Genomic DNA, 20,620 nt, shown 5'->3' with positions numbered 1-20,620 from the left:
GGTGCATATTGTGGAAAGCGGCTCGCAAAATCGATCATTCCCTAAAAAACGTCCTTTCACCCTAAATTGATAAAGAGTATTTTGCCTGAAAATTAACCAAAGATGATATACTAAGGTGATATATGAGCGTTTTGGCGGAACTTGATATGGGCAGAATACTTATCGATTTGTCTGATGACGTGATTCAACGTTTGGATAATCTCAAGCAATTGCGAAATCAACCACGTGCTGAACTGCTTCGGGAAGCGATAGAGCTGTATCTCGACCAGCAGAGTTCTTCTGTTATCCGAAATGCGCTTGGTCTGTGGGGAGACAGAAAAGAGGACGGGCTTGAGTATGAACGCAAGCTGCGTGAGGAGTGGTAATCATGGAGCACATGGCAGTGTTTGATACCAATATTCTCATTGATCTCTTCAACAACCGTATTGAAGCTGCGGATGCGATTGAGCATACCGCGTCGCATCGTGCCATCAGCTTAATTACCTGGATGGAAGTAATGGTGAGCGCTCGCAGGCATGGTCATGAAGCGAAAACGGCAGCCGTTATGGGCGCTTTTGAAATTATTGATGTGTCTCGGGATATTGCGGAAAGAAGCGTTTTACTACGTGAGAAGCATGGAATGAAACTGCCTGATGCTATCATTCTGGCCACAGCGCAGAGCAGAAAATGTCCGTTGATTTCTCGCAACACGAAAGATTTTGCGGGTATTGACGAGGTCCTTACGCCTTACCAGGTGTAGGCCGGGCAAGCTCGCGCCGCCCGGCACTCTCACAGGAGATTACTCCCCTTCACCCGGGAACAGGAACGGGTTGATCGAGCTGCGGGCAAAGCCCTCCTGCTCCATCTTCGCGTCCAGAATCAGCGAGGCGAGATCGTCGGCCACGGCTTCGACTTTCGGGTCTTTTTCCTGATACAGAATCTTCAGGTAGGTCCCGCAGTCGCCGCAGCTCTCCGCTTTCACCGCCGCGTCTTCATTTTCCAGCGACCAGTAGTTCAGATCGCGGGTCTGTTCGCAGTTGCTGCACTTGATGCGCACCACGTGCCACTCGGTTTCACACAGGTTGCAGTGCAGGTAGCGCAGCCCCTGAGTGGTGCCGATTTGCACCATGCTGGAGACCGGCATTGAACCACACACCGGGCAGAACTGGCGCGCTTCGCCGTATTCGGCGCGGGCTTTACCTGGAATCAGGCTCGCCATTTGCGCCCAGTAGAGCGACAGCGCAGCCCAGATGAACGGCGCTTTATCGCTGCTCACCAGTGAGAAGTCGGAAGCAAACAGCGCGCTCGCCATCTCTTCCAGCTCCTGATCGGAGGCTTTTTCCAGGTTCTCAATGACTGCCAGCGCCGTGCCGCTCATCTCGGGCTTCAGCTCGGCGATCAGGGAATGCAGCAGCTTATGCCAGTGCTTGTCGCGCGGCAGGACGTGAATATCCAGCGGCGGTTTGCCCTGCTCGTTGGCTTCTTTGATGCGTGCGGTCAGGTCCATTTGCAGCGGATGGTCGTACAGCACCACTTCCTGCGCATGGGCGACCAGCGCGGCAAAACGCAGAAAATCGCCCAGCGGGTTGTTCTCTGCTAGCTCGCGCAGACGCTCTGCGCGGCGGTTGTAGAGGTTCTTGAGTCTGGGGAATAACAACGGCGGAATATACTCCGCCGTACGTTTCTCGCTCGACCCCAGCTCATCTTGCGGGATTATGCGAATACTCATTCAGATGACTTTTCCTGTTTCTGGCGGACTTCTCGGTACCAGCGCGGGTGATGTTTCTTCGCCCACGTTTTGGTGACCCAGCCTTCCACCATCGCGGTAATGGTGCCTTTCACCCAGAGGGCGGCGTAAATATGCACCATGATAACCACAATTAACGCCACTGCGGCAAATGAATGCAGCATCAGCGCGAATCGGATCACCGGGATTGAGAAAGCAGGCGCAAAGTACGGACGCCAGATGATCACGCCGCTCACCAGCAACAGGACCAGGAAGATAATCGCCGCCCAGAATACGCATTTCTGGCCGAAGTTATAACGCCCGGTATCACCCACTTCCTCGTTGACGACGATCTTACGAATATTCTTCGCCCAAAAGATATCATCCCGATTGATTAGGTTATGGTGCCAGTAGCGGAAAAACATGATGATGAACGAGGCAAACATCACCACACCCACGAACGGGTGAAGGATGCGCGCCAGCTGCGGCGTGCCCAGTATCTGCATCAGCCAGTTGAAGGACGGGAAGAAGAACCCCAGCCCGCTTATCGCCGCCAGCATGAAGCAGAAGGCGGTGACCCAGTGGTTGATGCGTTCCGGCGCGGTGTAGCGCACGATGGTGTCACGTTTTCTCATTTGCGCACCTCGTCTTTCTCTTCATGCAGGTTGTCGTCTTCCTCTTCCGCACGGTTCGGACCAACGCCGACGTAGTGGAAGATGCTCGCTGCGAAGGTGGCCGCAAAACCGACCGCGGCCAGCGGTTTCCAGATACCTTTCCAGAACTTCACGGTCGCGCTGATTTCCGGGTTCTCCGGCAGGCCGTGATACAGGTTCGGCTTGTCGGCGTGGTGCAGCACGTACATCACGTGCGTACCGCCAACCCCGGCCGGATCGTACAGGCCTGCGTTATCGTAACCACGGGTTTTCAGCTCGCCCACGCGCTCTGCCGCCAGCGTTTTCATATCCTCTTTGGAGCCAAAGTGGATAGCGCCAGTTGGACAGGTCTTCACGCACGCTGGCTCCTGGCCGACATTTACGCGGTCAACGCACAGCGTACATTTGTAGACGCGGTTGTCTTCCGGGTTCAGGCGCGGCACGTCAAACGGACAACCCGCGATGCAATAGCCGCAGCCAATACACTGCTCGGACTGGAAGTCGACGATGCCGTTGGCATACTGAATGATAGCCCCTTCTGACGGACACGCCTTCAGGCAGCCCGGATCCGCACAGTGCATACAGCCATCTTTGCGGATAAGCCATTCCAGTTTGTCGTTCTGCTCCACTTCCGAGAAACGCATTACCGTCCAGGACTTGGCGGTCAGGTCCGCCGGGTTGTCGTACACCCCGACGTTGTGACCCACTTCGTCACGGATGTCGTTCCACTCTGAACAGGCCACCTGACAGGCTTTACAGCCGATACAGGTGGTCACGTCGATAAGCTTCGCCACTTCCTGCTGGTGGTCCCGCGCCTGAGGCGCGGGCGTGAAACCGTTAGTCGCGGAACGACGGATAATGTCTTGAGATTGATAAGCCATAAGTCGTCTCCGTTACACCTTTTCCACGTTCACGAGGAAGGCCTTAAACTCCGGCGTCTGCGTGTTCGCATCACCGACGAACGGCGTCAGGGTGTTCGCAATGAACCCTTTCTTCGCCACGCCCTCATAACCCCAGTGAATTGGGATGCCGATGGTATCCACCTGCTGACCGTGAACGTTCAGCGTGCGAATACGCTTGGTCACCACCGCCTTGGCTTTGATGTAGCCGCGGTTAGAGGAGACCTTCACGGTATCGCCATGGGCAATGCCGAGTTTGTTCGCCAGCTTCTCGCCGATCTCCACAAACTGCTCCGGCTGCGCGATGGCATTCAGCAACGCGTGCTTGGTCCAGTAGTGGAAGTGCTCGGTCAGACGGTAAGTGGTGCCGACATACGGGAACTTGTCCTTTTTACCCAGCGCTTCAAAATCGCCCTTGAAGATGCGGGCTGCCGGGTTAGAGACCACGTTCGGGTGCAGCGGGTTGGTACCCAGCGGCGTCTCAAACGGCTCGTAGTGTTCCGGGAACGGACCTTCCGCCATCTTATCGATAGCAAACAGGCGCCCCATCCCTTCAGGCTGCATGATAAACGGCCCGACATCGCTGCCTGGTGCGGCAGTGCTGTAGTCCGGAATATCCACGCCGCCCCATTTCGCGCCGTCCCACTTCAGTAGCTGACGCTTCGGATCCCACGGGTTGCCTTGCGGGTCAGCAGAGGCGCGGTTATAGAGGATGCGGCGGTTAAGCGGCCACGCCCATGCCCAGCCCAGCGTATTGCCGAGGCCCGACGGGTCGGCGTTATCGCGGTTGGCCATCTGGTTGCCTTTCGGCGTCCAGCTACCGGCAAAGATCCAGCAGCCGCTGGAGGTCGTACCGTCATCGCGCAGGTGCGCAAAGGTGCTGAGCTGATCGCCTTTCTTCGCCAGCACCGCACCGGTCGCCGGGTCGATAACGTCCGCCAGCGCCTTACCGTTGCTCTCCATCGCCACTTCTTCCGGAGACGGATTCTCTGGCGTCGAGTAGTTCCAGGTCATGTTCAGCACCGGCTCAGGCGTTGCGCCGCCTTCAGCCGCGTACATTTTACGCAGACGTAAGAAGATACCGGCCAGGATCTCGCCGTCGTTCAAGGCGATGCCCGGGGCATCCGCGCCTTTCCAGTGCCACTGCAACCAGCGGCCGGAGTTGACGATAGACCCGTTCTCTTCCGCGAAGCAGGTAGACGGCAGACGGAACACTTCGGTCTGAATCTTGGACGGATCGACATCGTTCGACTCACCGTGGTTCTGCCAGAACGTCGACGTTTCGGTATTGAGCGGGTCAATCGTCACCAGGAACTTCAGCTTCGACAGAGACTCGACAACCTTGTTCTTGTTCGGGAACGACGCCACCGGGTTAAAGCCCTGGCAGATATAGCCGTTGACCTGGCCCTGGTGCATCATTTCGAAGTACTGAAGTACGTCGTAACCTTTGTCCCACTTCGGCAGCCAGTCAAAGCCCCAGCTGTTTTCCGCCGTCGCCTTGTCGCCGTAGAAGGCTTTCATCAGCGAGACGAAGAACTTCGGATAGTTGCCCCAGTAGTTCACCTGGCCTTCGAGCAGCGGTTTTGGCGTGCTGGCCGTCAGGTAGGTTTGCAGATCGGTCTGTTTCTCGCTCGGCAGGTTCATGTAACCCGTCAGGCTCTGAGACAGCAGGCCGAGGTCGGTCAGACCCTGAATGTTGGAGTGACCGCGCAGGGCGTTCACGCCGCCGCCTGCCATCCCCATGTTGCCGAGGAGCAGCTGAACCATCGCCATGGTGCGGATGTTCTGCGCGCCGATGGAGTGCTGCGTCCAGCCGAGCGCATACAGGAACGACGCGGTTTTATCTTTCGCGCTGGTTTCCGCAATCAGCTCGCACACCTTCAGGAAATCCGCTTTCGGCGTCCCACAGATGTTTTCGACAACCTCCGGCGTATAGCGGGAAACGTGCTCTTTCAGCAGGTTCCACACGCAGCGCGGGTGTTGCAGGGTGGTGTCGCGCTTCGCAAAGCCGTTTTCGTCCAGCTCGTAGTTCCAGCTGGTTTTGTCGTATTTGCGTTTTTCGGCGTCATAACCGCTGAACAGGCCATCTTCGAAGTGGTAATCCTCACGCACGATCAGGCTGGCGTTGGTATAAGCTTCGGTGTACTCGCGGTTATATTTTTCGTTGGTCATCAGGTACAGCAATACGCCTGACAGGAAAGTGATGTCAGTACCTGAACGAATAGGGGTGTAGAAATCCGCCACTGACGCTGTACGCGTAAAGCGGGGATCGATCACAATCAGCTTCGCGCCGTTGTGGATTTTGGCTTCCATCGCCCAGCGGAACCCGACAGGGTGCGCTTCAGCGGCGTTACCGCCCATCACCACAATGAGGTTGGCGTTTTTGATGTCGACCCAGTGGTTGGTCATCGCACCGCGACCAAATGTTGGAGCAAGACTTGCTACCGTTGGTCCGTGTCAGACACGCGCCTGGTTGTCGACCGCGAGCATACCGAGTGCGCGCGTAAATTTCTGGGTTAAATAGCCGGTTTCGTTACTCGACGCTGAAGCACACAGCATGCCGGTGGAGAGCCAGCGGTTAACGGTGGTGCCTTCGGCATTCTTCGCGATAAAGTTGGCATCGCGGTCTTCTTTCATCAGCTTAGCGATGCGATCGAACGCTTCTTCCCAGCTGATTTGCTGCCATTTGTCAGAGCCGGGAGCGCGATACTCAGGAAACTTCAGGCGGCTTTCGGAGTGGATAAAATCTACCAGACCGGCCCCTTTCGGACACAGCGCACCACGGTTGACCGGGTGATCCGGATCGCCTTCGATGTGGAAAATGGATGCTTTGGCGTTTTTCGCACCGTCGCCGAGGCTATACATTAACAGCCCACAGCCGACGGAGCAGTACGTACAGGTGTTACGGGTTTCGCGGGTGCGCAGCAGTTTATACTGCCGTGTTTCCGCCAGCGCTACACCGGGCGCAAAGCCCAGTGCCGCCGCCGTGGTGCCTGCCATACCGCCAGCGCAGATCTTAAAGAACTGCCTTCTGCTGACCTGCATGGGTCACTCCTTGGTTCATTACGACATTGCTATGTAGTTTTACTTTGCGGTTGAGAATTAACCGCAAAGGAGAAAAATTTGCATTAATCCCTCATTTCTCCGAGGGATAAGCCCAGAATACCACAATGTCGGTACGCCTGTTCTAACGGGGTTAAAACAAAGTGAACGTATTATCACGGCATTGATTATAAAATGTGATATCAATCACATTTTATCCTGTGCATGTTAAAGAGGTGTAGCAGCTGATCGGTTGCACCCCTCCGTATTGAGTAGGAGAATGGTTGCTGAAAAGTTGATCCATACTATGCGTAAGGCCTGCCGTTTGTGTTGCAATAGCAGGCTCACTTCCGTGGTTGTTCAGGAATACCGTTGTGTCTAAACAAAACCGTGCTGCCCACGTGTCGCCACTGCCTGCGGGCATTGTGGAACTGTCGGTACACAGACCGCCTCACATTTCACATGCCACGCCGGATTTTCTGGCGGAAGAGGTCCCCGTTGCCCTGGTTTACAACGGGATTTCGCATGTGGTGATGATGGCTTCGCCGAAAGATCTGGAACTGTTCGCCATAGGTTTTTCCCTCTCGGAAGGCATCATTGCGCATCCGCAGGAGATCTACGGTATGGATGTGGTTCAGGCCTGTAATGGCCTTGAAGTACAAATCGAACTCTCCAGTCGTCGCTTTATGGGGCTGAAAGAGCGCCGCCGGGCGCTGGCCGGACGCACCGGCTGCGGCGTGTGTGGCGTTGAACAGCTTAACGATATCGGTAAGCCCGTCGCGCCGCTGCCGTTTACCCAGACCTTCAACCTCGGTAACCTCGACAAAGCCCTGGAGCACCTCAATGATGTCCAGCCCATAGGCCAGCTGAGCGGCTGTACACATGCTGCGGCGTGGTTGCTCCCGTCGGGCGAGATCGTCGGAGGTCATGAAGATGTGGGCCGCCATGTGGCGCTGGATAAGCTTCTGGGCCGTCGCGCGCGTGAAGATGCCGTCTGGCAGCAAGGGGCCGCGCTCGTTTCCAGCCGCGCCAGCTATGAAATGGTACAGAAAGCGGCCATGTGCGGCGTTGAGATCCTGTTTGCGGTGTCGGCTGCGACAACGCTGGCGGTCGAAGTGGCAGAGCGCTGCAACCTGACGCTGGTGGGGTTCTGCAAGCCGGGCAGGGCGACAATTTACACCCATCCGCAGCGATTGATTGTTAATCAGTAATTTTGAATGAGTATAGCAAAACCTTCCGCTTTTAGTTGTTCATGATGAGGGCTAGTATTTATCTCATCAAGGCACGGTGCCTTATCTAAACAACTTAACGAAAAGGTTTATCTCATGAAAAGCATCAAAACTTTTGTCGCTGTAATCGCTCTGGCTGCTTCTTTCGGTTCTTTCGCTGCGCAGACTGTGACTGCATCCGCCTCTACGCTGGATGGTGCAGAAGCTAAAATCGCCGCACAGGCTCAGGAAGCGGGCGCGTCATCCTACAAAATTACCCAGGCATTCACCGGTAACCGCGTACACATGACCGCTGAACTGAACAAATAAGTCATATAGCCGCTGTCCCTTGCTTTTCGGAGCAGGGACAGGTTTCATTCTGCTCCCCTGTTTTATCCCGCCTTCCTGTACAAACCGCCTGTATTTTCAACCTGACAGAAAATAGCCATATCCTCCGGGATATTTCTTATTGGTTGAATAATAACTATAATGTTCCGTCCGGTTGAGTTACCCTTACTTAAAAATCAGCAATCTCATACATGATCTAAATACAAGGTCTGACCAGTTCTTTTAATTCATTTCAATAATGTATGATTTCATGTCTTTCAGACTGTATTTCGGGATTTATTATATAAATAATCAATAATTGATCCCAAATAATAAGGAAATCCTCAGGCTTTAATCCTAAAGAGATTCGGAGTCATTGACCCCGGTTATTCATGATGATAGTTTCAAAAACAATATTAAATCTTTACCCCTAAAACCAAATATTTCTCTTTTGGTTTATTTTGTATTTAACTCATATAAGGAAATTAAATGAACGCGATGTTTAAAAAAGGAGTGCTGGCATCTGTACTGGCAGTAGCGGCGTCTTCAGCAATGGCGGCTTCCAGTGTTGATATTCAGGTTACGGGGAAAATTGTTCCGTCTTCCTGTACACCGGCATTTATTAGCGGTGGCGGTATTGCTGATTTTGGTACCATGAAGGTGGCTAGTCTGAATTCCACCACCCCAACCCCTCTGGCGGATGTTAAAATTATCCCTATTTCTATTACCTGTGAAGAAGCGACCCGCGTTGGCGTGACCTTTAACGATTCGCATGTGGATTCTGCGCCTACGGAGAATATGCCGGTGAACTTTATTGATTCGGATTTCATTACCAGTGCGGGTTTTACGGCTGGCCTGGGGATGTATGGCGATAAGAAGATTGGCGCTTATTCAATGGGTATCCAAAAGACCGACGGGGCGACGACCAACGGAGACGGTGTAAACCTTTATCCAATCTTCACCAGCGATAACGGCGCATCATGGGGAGTTAAAAGCGGGTTTCGCTACTTACAGGTGAAACCTGATAAGAGTGAGATTTATTCCTTCACAGATCAAGCGACCGGTACAGTGGCACCTGTTGCACAAACTAAAATTAACTTCAACGTGGGCATTGCCGCGATGATTAACCCAACCAACGATTTAAATATCACGGATGAAGCTACCCTGGACGGCTTAACCAACGTTGAGCTGGTTTATCTGTAATCACCCCCACGTATCATGAAATACCTGACACCTCACTTCGGTGGGGTGTCCTATACCAATATTAATGGACTAATATTATGCTGCTTTTAAAGAGAACGCTGATCTGTGCCTGCCTGCTGGCCTCATTCAACGGTATGGCTGCCGGGATGGTGCCGGATACCTCGCTGCTTATTGTCAATGAAGACAAGCAGGGGGCCAGCATGGATGTTAAAAACACCGATGCTGAAGCACAGCTGCTGTACACCAAAATTATTGATCTCCCGGACGACCCCAAACCGGGTCTGATTGCCACGCAGCCGGTTGTGCGCGTAGATGCGGGTAAAACCCAGCGCGTGCGTTTTGTGCTGAAAAACAGTAATGAGCCGCTGAAGGTGGAACATTTTAAGCGTGTCATTTTTACCGCTATCCCTCAGCGTGAAAAAAATAAAGTTAAAGTGGTGTTTAGCCAGAACCTTCCCGTCATTATTCACCCGGCTGGCCTGGCGGTAAATATTGAACCCTGGAAGGCACTCACCTGGCAGATAAAAAATGGCAATGTCACGGTTGAGAATAATACGCCTTATGTCGTCCGACTGGAGCAAAAGGTGAAATTAATGGCCTCGGGTACGATCGCGACATTAGCTAAGACTTACATTCTTCCTGGCGAAAAAATGACGGCCAGCGCCCCAGCCAAAATATCAGCATCCGAAAAACAAATCGAAATCTATCCGGCAACGCGTTATGGCTATAAGGCAGGGAATTATATCGCCGACCTTCAGCAATAAAATCACTTAACAAACATGGAGTAGTTATGTTAAACGGTTCCTATAAAAAGGGAATGCTCGTGTTTTGCCTTAGCGTGCTGGCATTTAATATTCGGGCTGAGATTTCCTCTAATGCGAATGAATCTCTGGAACTGGCGCGAGCCATATTTGACAGCGATGCTTTAAAAAATAACGGGCTTGATCCGGCCATTGCGGATTACTATTCCCTCACTCCCCGTTTTACCCCTGGCTACCATAATGTGACGGTTAATATTAATGGTAAGCAGCGCAATATTATACCCGTGAAATTTGATGAGGAAGGAACGCCCTGTATTGATAAAGCGTTTCTGGAAAACGCGGGCCTGATTAAACAGACGAAAAGAGGCACCTGCCCGAAGATTTATCACTACTGGTCCGGATCAACGATTCAGACTTCGCCGGATATTGATGAAATATCGGTTGTTGTACCGCCTGAAGCGATCGACCCTGATTATGACCGACAGTTCGCCGAGGTGCGTGGCGGACGTGCAGCCATGCTGAATTACTCCATGTTTGGCACCCATAATCACTATGATGATGAGAACGCTGACCGTTTCCAGTCGACCTTTGAAATGGGCTTTAATGCCGGAGACTGGATTGTGCGCAGCACGCAGTTCATTAGCGACGGCAGCGATCAGGATTTTGATGTCGACTCCCTCTACACCTATGCCCAGCGTACCTTTACCGATTATGGCGTGATGGTGCAGGGTGGCCAGATTAACATCGCCAACAGCCGCTTCAGTATTCCGGGAATTTACGGGGTCCAGATGATGCCGGATACCGCACTCACTCCTCAGGTGGGGACGGGCGTCGAAGTCAGCGGTATTGCCCGTAATCCGCAGGCGCGCGTCGATATCCGCCAGGGCGGACAGCTTATTTACTCAACGCTGGTTCCTGCCGGTCCGTTCAACCTGGATGACGTGCCGCTGGCGAACCTCAACACCGACCTGAACGTAACGGTCACCGAGACTGACGGCAGCGAAAACCGATTCACTGTCTCGGCAAGTACGTTCCGCAGCAATCATATAGGCCGTGCCCCGGGCTTTACGCTGGCTATGGGCCGCGTTGAAGACATGGACTCACGCTTTGAAAATCCGTGGGTGGTGTCCGCCAACAACGGCTGGTCTGTCAATAAGCGTGTCAATTTCCTGGCCGGTATGGTGATGGCGGATAACCACTATTATGGCTTCTCCGGCAACCTCGATACCATACCGATGCAGAACCTGTATGCCTCGTTGGGTTTTCTGGCGTCAATAGACAACCAGACGCAAACTGACGGCAACAAAACGACGCTGGATCTGGGTTACTCCCTGCCGTGGGGCATTGGGCTTTCGCTGGGCGGTAGCTATGGCACACCGGACTATCGCGAGATGGCGGAACTTTACGGCGACAATGACGATATGTCGCAAACCAAATACGACACCAGCGTCGGTATCAACTGGTCGAGTACCACGCTGGGCCGCTTTTCCCTCAGCTATTATCGCAACGAGAGCTGGAACAGCGACTATGACAGTCGCCGGTTTATCTCGTCGTGGTCACAGACTTTTAAATACTTCAACGTGAGCGTGAACTGGGAGTCGGATGTCAGCCGGCACGACAGCAGCGACAACGATCAGTTTTACGTAAACGTGTCGATCCCGCTGGGACGCTCAGGCGTGACAACCAGCTCCTGGTATCGCGAGAGCGAAGGTAAGCGTTCTTACGGCACGCGGGCGATGGGCTCGCTCAACGCTGAGAACCAGTACACGGTGGGGGTCACTCAGGACCAGGAAGAGAACACCACCAGCTGGGACAGCTCGCTGAACAGTAATCTGCATTACACCAACCTGGCGCTGGCGGCAGGAGGAGATAACGACAGCAATACCAACTACTCAGCAGCATTAAGCGGCGGGATTGTCGCCCACAGCGACGGGGTGACCTTCTCGCCTTACCGCGTGACCGATACGTATGCCATTGCCAGACTGGATAAACCGGTGGCTGGCATCGAGATAGGTACCCCGCGCGGCGCGGTATGGACCGATAAATGGGGCCAGGCGATTATTCCTGCGCTGTCGCCGTTCCGTGAAAGCACGATTGAGATCAACACGGAAAGCCTGCCAGGCAATCTGGACGTAAGAAATGGCAGAACAGCGATCAAAGCGTCTCACGGCGCTGTGGCGAAGTGGGAGTTTGCGACGTTAAGCCAGCGCCGCGTGCTGCTCAGTATACGCCGTGCGGACGGTACGCCGCTGCCGGAAGGTGTCTCGATTGTGGACGCGGCAGGGGAGTATGTGACGAGTGCGCCAGAAGACGGCGTGATCTTCCTGAACGATATCTCTGCCAGCCAGCAGCTGTATGCGAAGCTGGATGAAGGGCGTTGCAGGCTGACGTACACCCTGCCGGAGGCAGAACCGAATAAATTCTATGAAGAGGTGACAGGGAAATGTCTCTGAATAACGTTCGTCAATACGCGCTGATGCTTATGCTGCTCTGCGGCGCAGCGGGACTTTCGGGAATGGCGCAGGCCGATGACGGCGCCTGTGAAATGATGTCGGCGGTGAAGAAAGTCGATTACGGGCGCTACCGTAAAGAGGATATGCGGCAAACGTCCGCTGAACATATTGGCAAAGTGTACAACGGTTATGCTTCTGTGATGCGTGAAGTTCAGGTTTCGGTGCTGTGTCCGGATGTGCGCAAAATGCGCATCTCCGTAGACGGGATTGCCCGACAGAACCTGGCGTATCGTTTTACGGACAGCGGCGCGATGAAAATCGAATTCAAAGATGGGCGGGTGGACGGGAACCCCGTGCAGCTGGCCGCGGTCGATATTGGCGCGGTAGCCGTTCAGGGAGGCGCTTCTCAGGTGACGCTGAAGCCGGAAAAAGCGCTGGCGGCGGTAAACGGTACAGAAGTGGCGGGCGAGCAGTTTGTCGCCACTATGATGATCACGACCTATCTCTCTGACAAGGCGTTTAGCGTTACTAACACCACGGATTTTGAAGAAACGCTGACGCTCAATGTTGATACGCTTCCTGCGCGATAATCTCTGTTATGCCCGGCCGACCTGTTATGTCGGGCATATTTTCTAGTGGATCCCCGCCAGACGCAGCAGCGCCGTCACCACCGCCGCCGCGACGATCACCACAATTAACGGCATTTTGCGCCAGGCCAGAAACACCGCGAACCCCACCCCCAGTACGCGCGCCATCCCGGCAAAATGGTCCCCTTCATAAAACGTTGTTGCCAGCGCGACGGAGAACAACAAAACGGTTGCCGCGTCTGAAAGCAGCGCCTGCGACCGTTCAGAAAGCGCCAGCCGGCTACCGAGTTTCGCCCCGCCGAGACGCATCAGATAGGTTCCGGCAGAAAGAATGGCGATGCCGAGAATAAAGACCGTCATGTTTTCCATTATTTTTTCCTCGCGGCAAGGCCGAGCAAAGAGAGCAGCACCGGCAGGCCAACCGGCGCAAACGGTACGGCGGCCAGCGACAACACTGCGCCGCTACAGGCGCGGATCAGCGTGGTACGGTTTTTAAATGCCGGCACCACTAACGCCAGCAGGATCGCCGGGAACACCGCGTCCAGCCCAATGGTTTCCGGATCTGGCAGCAGCTTGCCGACCATCGCGCCCAGCACCGCCCCCAGCGGCCAGATGATTGCCACGCCCAGGCCGCACAGCCAGTAGGCCGCTTTACGCTGCTCGGCGGTTTTTTGCGACAGGCCGAACACCACACTTTCATCATTCATGATATGACAGCCCAGAAAGCTCAGGCCGCGCTTGCCCACCAGTTCACGCACCGTAACGCCGAACGGCACATGGCGCGCGTTAACCAGTAAACCGGCCACTGCCGCTGCCAGCGGATTGCCGCCGCTCGCCACGATGCCGATAAACATAAACTCGGATGCGCCTGCCAGCACCGTGAGGGAGAGGACAAACGGCACCCACAGCGGGAAACCGTAGGCCATCGCCAGTGAGCCATAAGACATGCCGACCACGCCCACCGCGAGGCAGACCAGGACGATCGCTTTTATCGTGTCGCCTTTCAGGCAAGAGAGGTGATTCTTCATACCATTTTAGCCATATCGAACGTATTTCCATTATAATGAACGCATCAGAAACGTTTTACAAGACGAACGATTCGTTCGTTATAGAGAGAAAGAGGCCGTTATTATGACGCAGCCAATCAGCGTGATCGCCAAAAGCCTGGTGCGAGAACGCTTGCGAACCGGGCTCTCACTGGCGGAAATTGCCCGCCGTGCCGGGATCGCCAAATCCACGCTTTCTCAACTGGAGTCTGGCAACGGCAATCCTAGCCTGGAAACGCTGTGGTCGCTTTGCGTGGCGCTGGATATTCCGTTTGCCCGGTTACTGGAGCCGCAGCAACCCGTCACGCAGGTGATCCGCCGCGGCGAGGGCACAAAAGTCGTCGCCGGGCAGGCGAACTACGAGGCGATTTTGCTCGCGGCGTGTCCGCCTGGCGCGCGTCGTGATATCTATCTGCTGCTGACTCAGCCGGGGGCAGACCGTATTTCCCAGCCCCATCCGCCTGGTTCGGTTGAGCATATTATCGTGACCCAGGGGCGGGCGATGGTCGGTCTGATCGACGCGGCGGAAGAGCTCGGCCCGGGAGATTACATTTGCTACCCCGCTGACCAGCCGCATATCTTTAAGGCGCTGGAGCCAGATACGCACGCGCTGCTGGTGGCGGAACAAAACTAACAAAGATACGGAAAATCATGTCGCTTAAAGCCATTGCCAAAGAACTGGGGCTGTCTGTTACCACCGTCAGCCGCGCCCTCAACGGGTATGACGACGTTTCTGCTGAGACGCGCGCCCGCGTGGAAGCGGAGGCCCAGCGCCGTGGCTACCGACCAAATACCTTTGCCCGTCGCCTGAAGATGGGCAAAATCGACGCCGTCGGGCTGGTGTTTCCGGTGCATCCTGTTCCGCTCAATAACAGCGTTTTTATGGACATGGTCGGCGAAATTAGCCACGAACTGGCGCGACATGAGATTGACCTGCTGCTCATCGCTGACGACGATCTGGCGGACAAACACAGCTATATGCGCATGGTGCAGAGCCGACGCGTGGATGCGCTGATTGTGGCGCATACGCTGGATCACGATCCGCGTCTTGAGCAGCTACAGGCCGCCGGGTTCCCGTTCCTGGCGCTCGGCCGCAGCCAGCTCCCGCAGCCGTACGCGTGGTTCGATTTCGACAACTATGCCGGCACATATCAGGCCACCCGCTGGCTGATCGAGAAAGGCCATCAGCGCATTGCGCTGCTGGGCGAAAGCAACAACCAGGCATTCATCACCCAGCGCCGCCAGGGCTACCTGGACGCGCTGCGGGAAGCCGGACTTTCCAGCGAATGGCTGCGCGCCATGCCCCCTTCGCGTCGCGTGGGGTATGCCACCACGCAAGAACTTCTCTCCCTGCCGCAGCCGCCCACGGCCATCATTACCGACTGCAACACCCACGGCGACGGCGCAGCGATGGCCCTGGCGCAGATGGGGCGCTTAACCGGTGAAAATGCCGTTTCGCTGGTGGTCTATGACGGCTTACCGCAGGACAGCATTGTCGATATCGACGTCGCGGCGGTGATCCAGTCTACCCGTCAGGGTGTCGGGAAACAGATTGCCGATATGGTGCGCCAGCTGATTAATGGCGACGACATTGACACCCTTCAGGTGCTCTGGCAGCCAGAATTCTCCCCAGGCCAGACTGCCTGATTACACCAAAAATTCCAAACCCGATCACAGATCCGAAACGTTTTGGTTTGTATCCGAAACGTTTCGGATCAACACTCAGAACATCCCGATGACAGGAGATGTCTGATGCAAGATTCCATTTTTCGACTTGAAAGCAATACGGTTGACGTGGTGGTAAAAACCCACCCGTTCGCCGAAATTCTCTACTGGGGGCCACACCTTCAGCACTTTTCGCCGCAGGATGTGCTGAGTATTGCGCGCCCGGTTGCTAATGGCAGGCTGGACGTCGACTCCCCCGTCACGCTGATGGCAGAGCTGGGGCATGGGCTGTTTGGCTCGCCGGGCATCGAGGGGCACCGCCAGGGGCTGGACGGATCGCCGGTATTTAAAACCACGCAGGTGCAGCAGGCGTTAAACGCCCTGACAATCACTGCTGAAGACGAGCATGCAGGCCTGCGCCTGACCAGTGAAATAACGCTGGATGCCAGCGGCGTACTGGTGGTGCGTCATGGGTTAACCAACCTGAAAATGCAGGCGTGGCAGGTGGATCGATTTGCCGTGACGCTGCCGGTGGCCGAACGAGCGCAGGAGGTGATGGCCTTCCACGGACGTTGGATCAGGGAGTTTCAGCCGCACCGCGTGATGCTTGAACATGACAGCTTTGTGATTGAAAACCGTCGGGGTAAAACCTCCCATGAACATTTCCCGGCGCTGATTTCAGGTACGCCGTCATTCAGTGAAATGCACGGCAACGTCTGGGGTATACATCTGGGCTGGAGTGGTAACCACCGCCTGCGCGCAGAGGCGAAAACCGATGGCCGCCGCTATATGCAGGCCGAAGCGCTCTACCTGCCGGGTGAAATGGCGATTGAAGAGGGGGAAACGCTCTGGACGCCGCGCCTGTATGCCAGCCACTCCCCGCACGGGCTGAACGGCATGAGCCAGCAGTTCCACCGCTACCTGCGCGACAATGTTATCCGCTTCCCGGAAGATAAACCGCGCCCGGTGCACCTCAACACCTGGGAGGGGATCTACTTCAACCACGACCCGGACTACATCATGCGCATGGCCGACGAGGCCGCAGCGCTGGGTGTGGAGCGCTTTATCATTGACGACGGCTGGTTCAAAGGCCGCAACGACGACCACGCCGCGCTGGGCGACTGGTATCTGGACGAGAAAAAATACCCGAACGGCCTAAAGCCGGTAATCGATCACGTTAAACAGCTCGGCATGGAGTTTGGTATCTGGGTTGAGCCGGAGATGATTAACCCGGATTCCGATCTGTATCGCGCGCACCCTGACTGGGTGCTGGCGCTGCCGGGCTACGCCCAGGCGACCGGGCGACACCAGCTGGTGCTCAATCTCAATATTCCGCAGGCCTTTGAATATCTGGTCGAACGCATGAGCTGGCTGCTGGGCGAACACGCGGTCGACTACGTGAAATGGGATATGAACCGCGAGCTGGTGCAGCCAGGGCACAAGGGCAAAGCCGCCGCCGACGCGCAGACGCGCCAGTTTTATCGCCTGCTGGACGTGCTGGGCGAGCGCTTCCCGCACATTGAGTTTGAATCCTGCTCCTCCGGCGGCGGGCGAATCGATTATGAAGTGCTGACCCGCTGCCACCGCTTCTGGGCGTCCGACAACAACGACGCGCTGGAGCGCAACACTATCCAGCGCGGCATGAGCTACTTCTTCCCGCCGGAGGTGATGGGGGCGCATATCGGTCATCATAAATGTCACGCCACCTTCCGCCAGCACAGCATTCAGTTCCGCGGGCTAACAGCGCTGTTTGGTCACATGGGGCTGGAGCTGGATCCGCTCACCGTCGATGCGCAGGAGCGTGAAGGCTATCGCCATTACGCCGCGCTGCACAAGCGGTGGCGAGAGGTCATTCATCACGGCACCCAGTGGCGCGTGGATATGCCGGACGCCACCACCCTGGCGCAGGGTATAGTGAGCGAAGATAAGACGCAGGGGCTGTTTTTGGTCAGCCAGCTCGCGATGCCGGATTACACCCTGATGATGCCGCTGCGCATGCCGGGGTTAGACGCCAGCGCGCTGTACCGCATCACGCTGCTCGATCACCCGAACATCCAGATTACGGGCGAGGGCGGGCACACCATGCGTAAGCTGCCGGCGTGGATGAACGCGCCGCAAACGGTAAGCGGTGAGTGGCTGATGCAGGCGGGTATTGCGCTGCCGATTCTGGATCCGGAAACCGCCATTCTGATTGGTGTGGAACGCGTGTAAGGGTGACGGGCCGGGCAACCGGCCCTCCGTTGAGGATAAAAATAATGAACACAACAACCTGTACCCACAAAGACAACCCTAATTTCTGGATCTTCGGGCTGTTCTTCTTTCTCTACTTCTTCATCATGGCCACCTGCTTTCCGTTCCTGCCGATCTGGCTGTCGGACATCATCGGCCTGAACAAAACCCATACCGGGATTGTTTTCTCCTGCATCTCGCTGTCGGCCATTGCCTTCCAGCCGGTGCTGGGGGTCATTTCGGACAAGCTGGGGCTGAAAAAACACCTGCTTTGGATCATCTCGGTGCTGCTGTTCCTGTTCGCGCCGTTCTTCCTGTACGTCTTCGCCCCGCTGCTGAAAACCAATATCTGGCTGGGGGCGCTGAGCGGTGGGTTGTATATCGGCTTTGTCTTCTCAGCGGGGTCGGGGGCGATTGAGGCCTATATTGAGCGCGTAAGCCGCAACAGCTTTTTTGAGTACGGCAAGGCGCGTATGTTCGGCTGTCTCGGCTGGGGGCTGTGCGCCTCAACGGGCGGCATCCTGTTCGGCATCGATCCGTCGTACGTCTTCTGGATGGGGTCGGCCGCGGCGCTGTTGCTGATGCTGCTGCTGGTGGTCGCGAAACCGAAGCCTAACCAGACGGCGCAGGTGATGAATGCCCTGGGTGCGAATCAGCCGCAGATCACCGCTAAAACCGTCTTTACCCTGTTCCGCCAGCGCAGAATGTGGATGTTCATCCTGTACGTGATTGGCGTGGCCTGCGTGTATGACGTCTTCGACCAGCAGTTTGCCACCTTCTTCAAAACCTTCTTCGCCACGCCGCAGGAGGGGACCCGCGCCTTTGGTTTCGCCACCACGGCGGGGGAAATCTGTAACGCGATCATCATGTTCTGCTCGCCGTGGATCATTAACCGCATCGGCGCGAAAAACACGCTGCTGATTGCCGGGGTGATCATGGCGACGCGCATTATCGGCTCGTCGTTTGCCACCACTGCCGTGGAGGTGATTGCCCTGAAGATGCTACACGCGCTGGAAGTCCCGTTCCTGCTGGTGGGGGCATTCAAGTACATCACCGGGGTGTTTGATACGCGCCTGTCGGCCACCATCTACCTGATTGGCTTCCAGTTTGCCAAACAGTCGGCGGCGATCTTCCTCTCCGCCTTTGCCGGAAATATGTATGACCGGGTCGGCTTCCAGGAGACGTATCTGATACTGGGCTGCTTCGTGCTGGCGATCACGGTGGTGTCGGCGTTTACGCTGAGTGGCAGGCGGGAGATTGCTGCCGCCTCGGGGGCAGCAGCGTTAACACATCAGTCCAGGTAAAACACCTCTTTCAGCGCCGAACTCACCGGGCTGTTATCCGGGTTCGACGGCATAACGTCACCCATATATTTCCACCAGCGCTGGCAGACATCGGTGTTTGCCACCGCGTTCCAGCGCTCTTCCGATTCAATCTCCACCGTCGCAAACAGCAGGTTGCGAGCTTTGTCGAGATAGATGGCGTAGTGGTGCGCGCCGTGGGCTTTCAGCACCGCTTCCAGCTCGGGCCAGATCGGGTTGTGGCGACGTGCGTACTCCTCGTGCGCGTCCGGGTTTACCTGCATCACAAACGCTTTGCGGATCATAATGCCTCCAGGTACAGCTCGCGGACCTCATCGCGGCTGGCGGTGCGCGGGTTGTACGGCGCGCACGGGTCGGCGAGGGCTTTATCCAGCCAGCCTTCAATATCGGCTTTGGTGACGCCGAGCTGGCTAAATCCGGACGGAATGCCGACCCGGGCGCTCAGGTCACGAATCGCCTGAATAGCTGACATGCTGGCCGCTTCATCGCTCATGCCGCGCGTGTCAACGCCCATCGCCTGCGCCACGCGGGCGAAACGTGCGACCGCGTTCGGGCGGTTAAAGTTTTCGATGATCGGCAGCAGAATGGCGTTGCACACGCCGTGTGGCAGGTTGTGCGTCGCGCCCGGCTGGTGCGCCAGGGCGTGCACCAGCCCCAGACCGGCGCTGTTAAACGCCATGCCCGCCAGATACTGACCAAAGGCCATCTGCTCGCGCGCTTCCAGATTGTGACCGTCGTCGACCGCTTTCGGCAGCCAGAGGTTGATCAGGCGAATCGCTTCCAGCGCGTTGGCATCAGTGAGCGGGTGCGCGCCGACGGACACGTAGGCTTCAATCGCATGAGTCAACGCATCCATGCCGGTTGCGGCGGTCACGGAGGCCGGAATATCAAGCATCACGCTGGCATCGTCCACGGCGATATCCGGGATGATGTTCGGGTCGATAATCACCTCTTTCACCTGCCGCGCGGCGTCAATGATCACCGCGTTGCTGGTCATCTCTGCTGCCGTGCCTGCGGTGGTGTTGATCGCCACCAGCGGCACGCCCGCGTTTTTCACCTTGCCGACGCCGGAGTAATCGGTTGACGGACCGGGATTGGCGGTGAGGATTTTGATCGCCTTGGCGGTATCAATCGGGCTGCCGCCGCCAAAGGCAATCAGGTAATCACACTCCGCATCCTGATATACCGCATAGCCTTTTTGCACCAGCGCTTCCGTCGGATTCGGGAATACCTCATCGAACAGGTGATACGACATCTGATGGGCGTCGAGCGCGGAAAACAAACTGTCGAGCAGGCCAAGTTTCACCAGCTGGCCGTCGGTGACAATCAGCGCTTTTCCCCACTGTTTGTTTGCCACCAGATTGACCATATCGCCGATCGCGCCCGCGCCGTGCAGGCTGATTTTGGGGAGTGCCAACATAAAGCTCATGATAATTCTCCTTAATTACTTTGATTTTTATGCCCGGCGGCGCTGCGCTTGCGCGGGCCTACGGTTAAGTAGGCCGGGTAAACGCAGTGCC

20 protein-coding genes are annotated in these 20,620 nt (G+C 56.0%); 12 read left to right on the top strand and 8 right to left on the bottom strand.

The features are described from left to right. The first annotated feature begins 122 nt into the window (after positions 1–122). Positions 123–365: a ribbon-helix-helix domain-containing protein gene (locus SK62_RS19520; protein ID WP_015569912.1), complete on the top strand. Its 243-nt coding sequence runs from the start codon at positions 123–125 to the stop codon at positions 363–365. A 2-nt stretch (positions 366–367) separates the two neighbouring features. Continuing rightward, positions 368–739 (top strand): PIN domain-containing protein, encoded by a 372-nt coding sequence (locus SK62_RS19515; RefSeq protein ID WP_015569913.1) that lies wholly within the window; start codon positions 368–370, stop codon positions 737–739. Between the two features lie 39 nt (positions 740–778). On the opposite strand, the gene fdhE is transcribed toward SK62_RS19515, so the two are convergent. Genes fdhE through fdnG form a run of 4 tightly spaced genes read right to left on the bottom strand, consistent with a single transcriptional unit; the run spans position 779 to position 6,302 of the window. Then, positions 779–1,708, bottom strand: a complete 930-nt coding sequence (gene fdhE / locus SK62_RS19510; RefSeq protein ID WP_003861956.1) for a formate dehydrogenase accessory protein FdhE — start codon at positions 1,706–1,708, stop codon at positions 779–781. Continuing rightward, positions 1,705–2,340, bottom strand: coding sequence for a formate dehydrogenase cytochrome b556 subunit (fdoI, locus tag SK62_RS19505; protein WP_015569914.1), 636 nt, complete (start codon positions 2,338–2,340; stop codon positions 1,705–1,707). The genes fdhE and fdoI overlap by 4 nt, the downstream gene beginning before the upstream one ends. Beyond that, positions 2,337–3,239 (bottom strand): formate dehydrogenase subunit beta, encoded by a 903-nt coding sequence (fdxH, locus tag SK62_RS19500; protein ID WP_014072386.1) that lies wholly within the window; start codon positions 3,237–3,239, stop codon positions 2,337–2,339. Before fdxH ends, fdoI begins: the two co-directional genes overlap by 4 nt. A 12-nt stretch (positions 3,240–3,251) precedes the next feature. Continuing rightward, the gene (fdnG, locus tag SK62_RS19495) at positions 3,252–6,302 is read right to left on the bottom strand and encodes a formate dehydrogenase-N subunit alpha (protein ID WP_085929672.1); all 3,051 of its coding nucleotides are present in this window, start codon (positions 6,300–6,302) and stop codon (positions 3,252–3,254) included. 371 nt (positions 6,303–6,673) lie between these two features. Between fdnG and fdhD the strand changes: the two genes are divergently transcribed. The 6 genes from fdhD to SK62_RS19460 all read left to right on the top strand — a co-directional run bounded on the left by fdhD (position 6,674) and on the right by SK62_RS19460 (position 12,841). Further along, positions 6,674–7,510 (top strand): formate dehydrogenase accessory sulfurtransferase FdhD, encoded by an 837-nt coding sequence (gene fdhD, locus SK62_RS19485; RefSeq protein ID WP_023295636.1) that lies wholly within the window; start codon positions 6,674–6,676, stop codon positions 7,508–7,510. Positions 7,511–7,624: 114 nt separating this feature from the next. Further along, on the top strand, positions 7,625–7,837 hold the full coding sequence (locus SK62_RS19480) for a YdgH/BhsA/McbA family protein (protein WP_015569916.1): 213 nt from the start codon (positions 7,625–7,627) through the stop codon (positions 7,835–7,837). Between the two features lie 486 nt (positions 7,838–8,323). Continuing rightward, positions 8,324–9,037, top strand: a complete 714-nt coding sequence (locus SK62_RS19475; RefSeq protein ID WP_015569917.1) for a DUF1120 domain-containing protein — start codon at positions 8,324–8,326, stop codon at positions 9,035–9,037. 77 nt (positions 9,038–9,114) lie between these two features. Further along, on the top strand, positions 9,115–9,801 hold the full coding sequence (locus tag SK62_RS19470) for a fimbria/pilus chaperone family protein (RefSeq protein ID WP_015569918.1): 687 nt from the start codon (positions 9,115–9,117) through the stop codon (positions 9,799–9,801). A 26-nt stretch (positions 9,802–9,827) separates the two neighbouring features. Then, a complete protein-coding gene (locus tag SK62_RS19465) occupies positions 9,828–12,251 on the top strand; it encodes a fimbrial biogenesis usher protein (protein WP_047718172.1) in 2,424 nt (807 codons plus the stop codon). Then, the gene (locus tag SK62_RS19460) at positions 12,242–12,841 is read left to right on the top strand and encodes a DUF1120 domain-containing protein (protein WP_017382680.1); all 600 of its coding nucleotides are present in this window, start codon (positions 12,242–12,244) and stop codon (positions 12,839–12,841) included. Before SK62_RS19465 ends, SK62_RS19460 begins: the two co-directional genes overlap by 10 nt. 42 nt (positions 12,842–12,883) lie before the next feature. Here the strand turns inward: SK62_RS19460 and SK62_RS19455 are convergent, their stop codons facing one another. Further along, entirely contained in the window at positions 12,884–13,207 is a 324-nt protein-coding gene (locus tag SK62_RS19455) for an AzlD domain-containing protein (protein ID WP_015569921.1), read from the bottom strand. Beyond that, positions 13,207–13,866, bottom strand: coding sequence for an AzlC family ABC transporter permease (locus tag SK62_RS19450; protein ID WP_047718174.1), 660 nt, complete (start codon positions 13,864–13,866; stop codon positions 13,207–13,209). The genes SK62_RS19455 and SK62_RS19450 overlap by 1 nt, the downstream gene beginning before the upstream one ends. 103 nt (positions 13,867–13,969) lie before the next feature. On the opposite strand from SK62_RS19450, the gene SK62_RS19445 reads away from it, so the two are divergent. The 4 genes from SK62_RS19445 to SK62_RS19430 all read left to right on the top strand — a co-directional run bounded on the left by SK62_RS19445 (position 13,970) and on the right by SK62_RS19430 (position 19,082). Further along, positions 13,970–14,518: a helix-turn-helix domain-containing protein gene (locus SK62_RS19445; protein WP_003861973.1), complete on the top strand. Its 549-nt coding sequence runs from the start codon at positions 13,970–13,972 to the stop codon at positions 14,516–14,518. 17 nt (positions 14,519–14,535) lie between these two features. Continuing rightward, complete coding sequence (locus SK62_RS19440; protein WP_003861974.1) at positions 14,536–15,531, top strand: LacI family DNA-binding transcriptional regulator; 996 nt, start codon at positions 14,536–14,538, stop codon at positions 15,529–15,531. 105 nt (positions 15,532–15,636) lie between these two features. Beyond that, positions 15,637–17,760, top strand: a complete 2,124-nt coding sequence (locus SK62_RS19435) for an alpha-galactosidase (RefSeq protein ID WP_047718175.1) — start codon at positions 15,637–15,639, stop codon at positions 17,758–17,760. Positions 17,761–17,804: 44 nt separating this feature from the next. Then, positions 17,805–19,082: an MFS transporter gene (locus SK62_RS19430; RefSeq protein ID WP_015569924.1), complete on the top strand. Its 1,278-nt coding sequence runs from the start codon at positions 17,805–17,807 to the stop codon at positions 19,080–19,082. On the opposite strand, the gene rhaM is transcribed toward SK62_RS19430, so the two are convergent. Both rhaM and fucO read right to left on the bottom strand, forming a co-directional pair. Further along, positions 19,070–19,384, bottom strand: coding sequence for an L-rhamnose mutarotase (gene rhaM, locus SK62_RS19425; RefSeq protein WP_015569925.1), 315 nt, complete (start codon positions 19,382–19,384; stop codon positions 19,070–19,072). The two genes, SK62_RS19430 and rhaM, sit on opposite strands and share 13 nt — an antisense overlap. Further along, positions 19,381–20,529 carry a lactaldehyde reductase gene (fucO, locus tag SK62_RS19420; RefSeq protein WP_047718177.1) on the bottom strand — a complete coding sequence of 383 codons (1,149 nt, stop codon included), beginning with the start codon at positions 20,527–20,529 and terminating at the stop codon, positions 19,381–19,383. Before fucO ends, rhaM begins: the two co-directional genes overlap by 4 nt. Between the last annotated feature and the right edge of the window lie 91 nt (positions 20,530–20,620).

It is taken from the genome of Enterobacter sp. BIDMC109, from assembly GCF_001037885.1.
Classification (GTDB): domain Bacteria; phylum Pseudomonadota; class Gammaproteobacteria; order Enterobacterales; family Enterobacteriaceae; genus Enterobacter; species Enterobacter hormaechei_C.
Note: the sequence above shows the minus strand (reverse complement) of the source record. Positions and strands in the feature narration are given on the sequence as shown.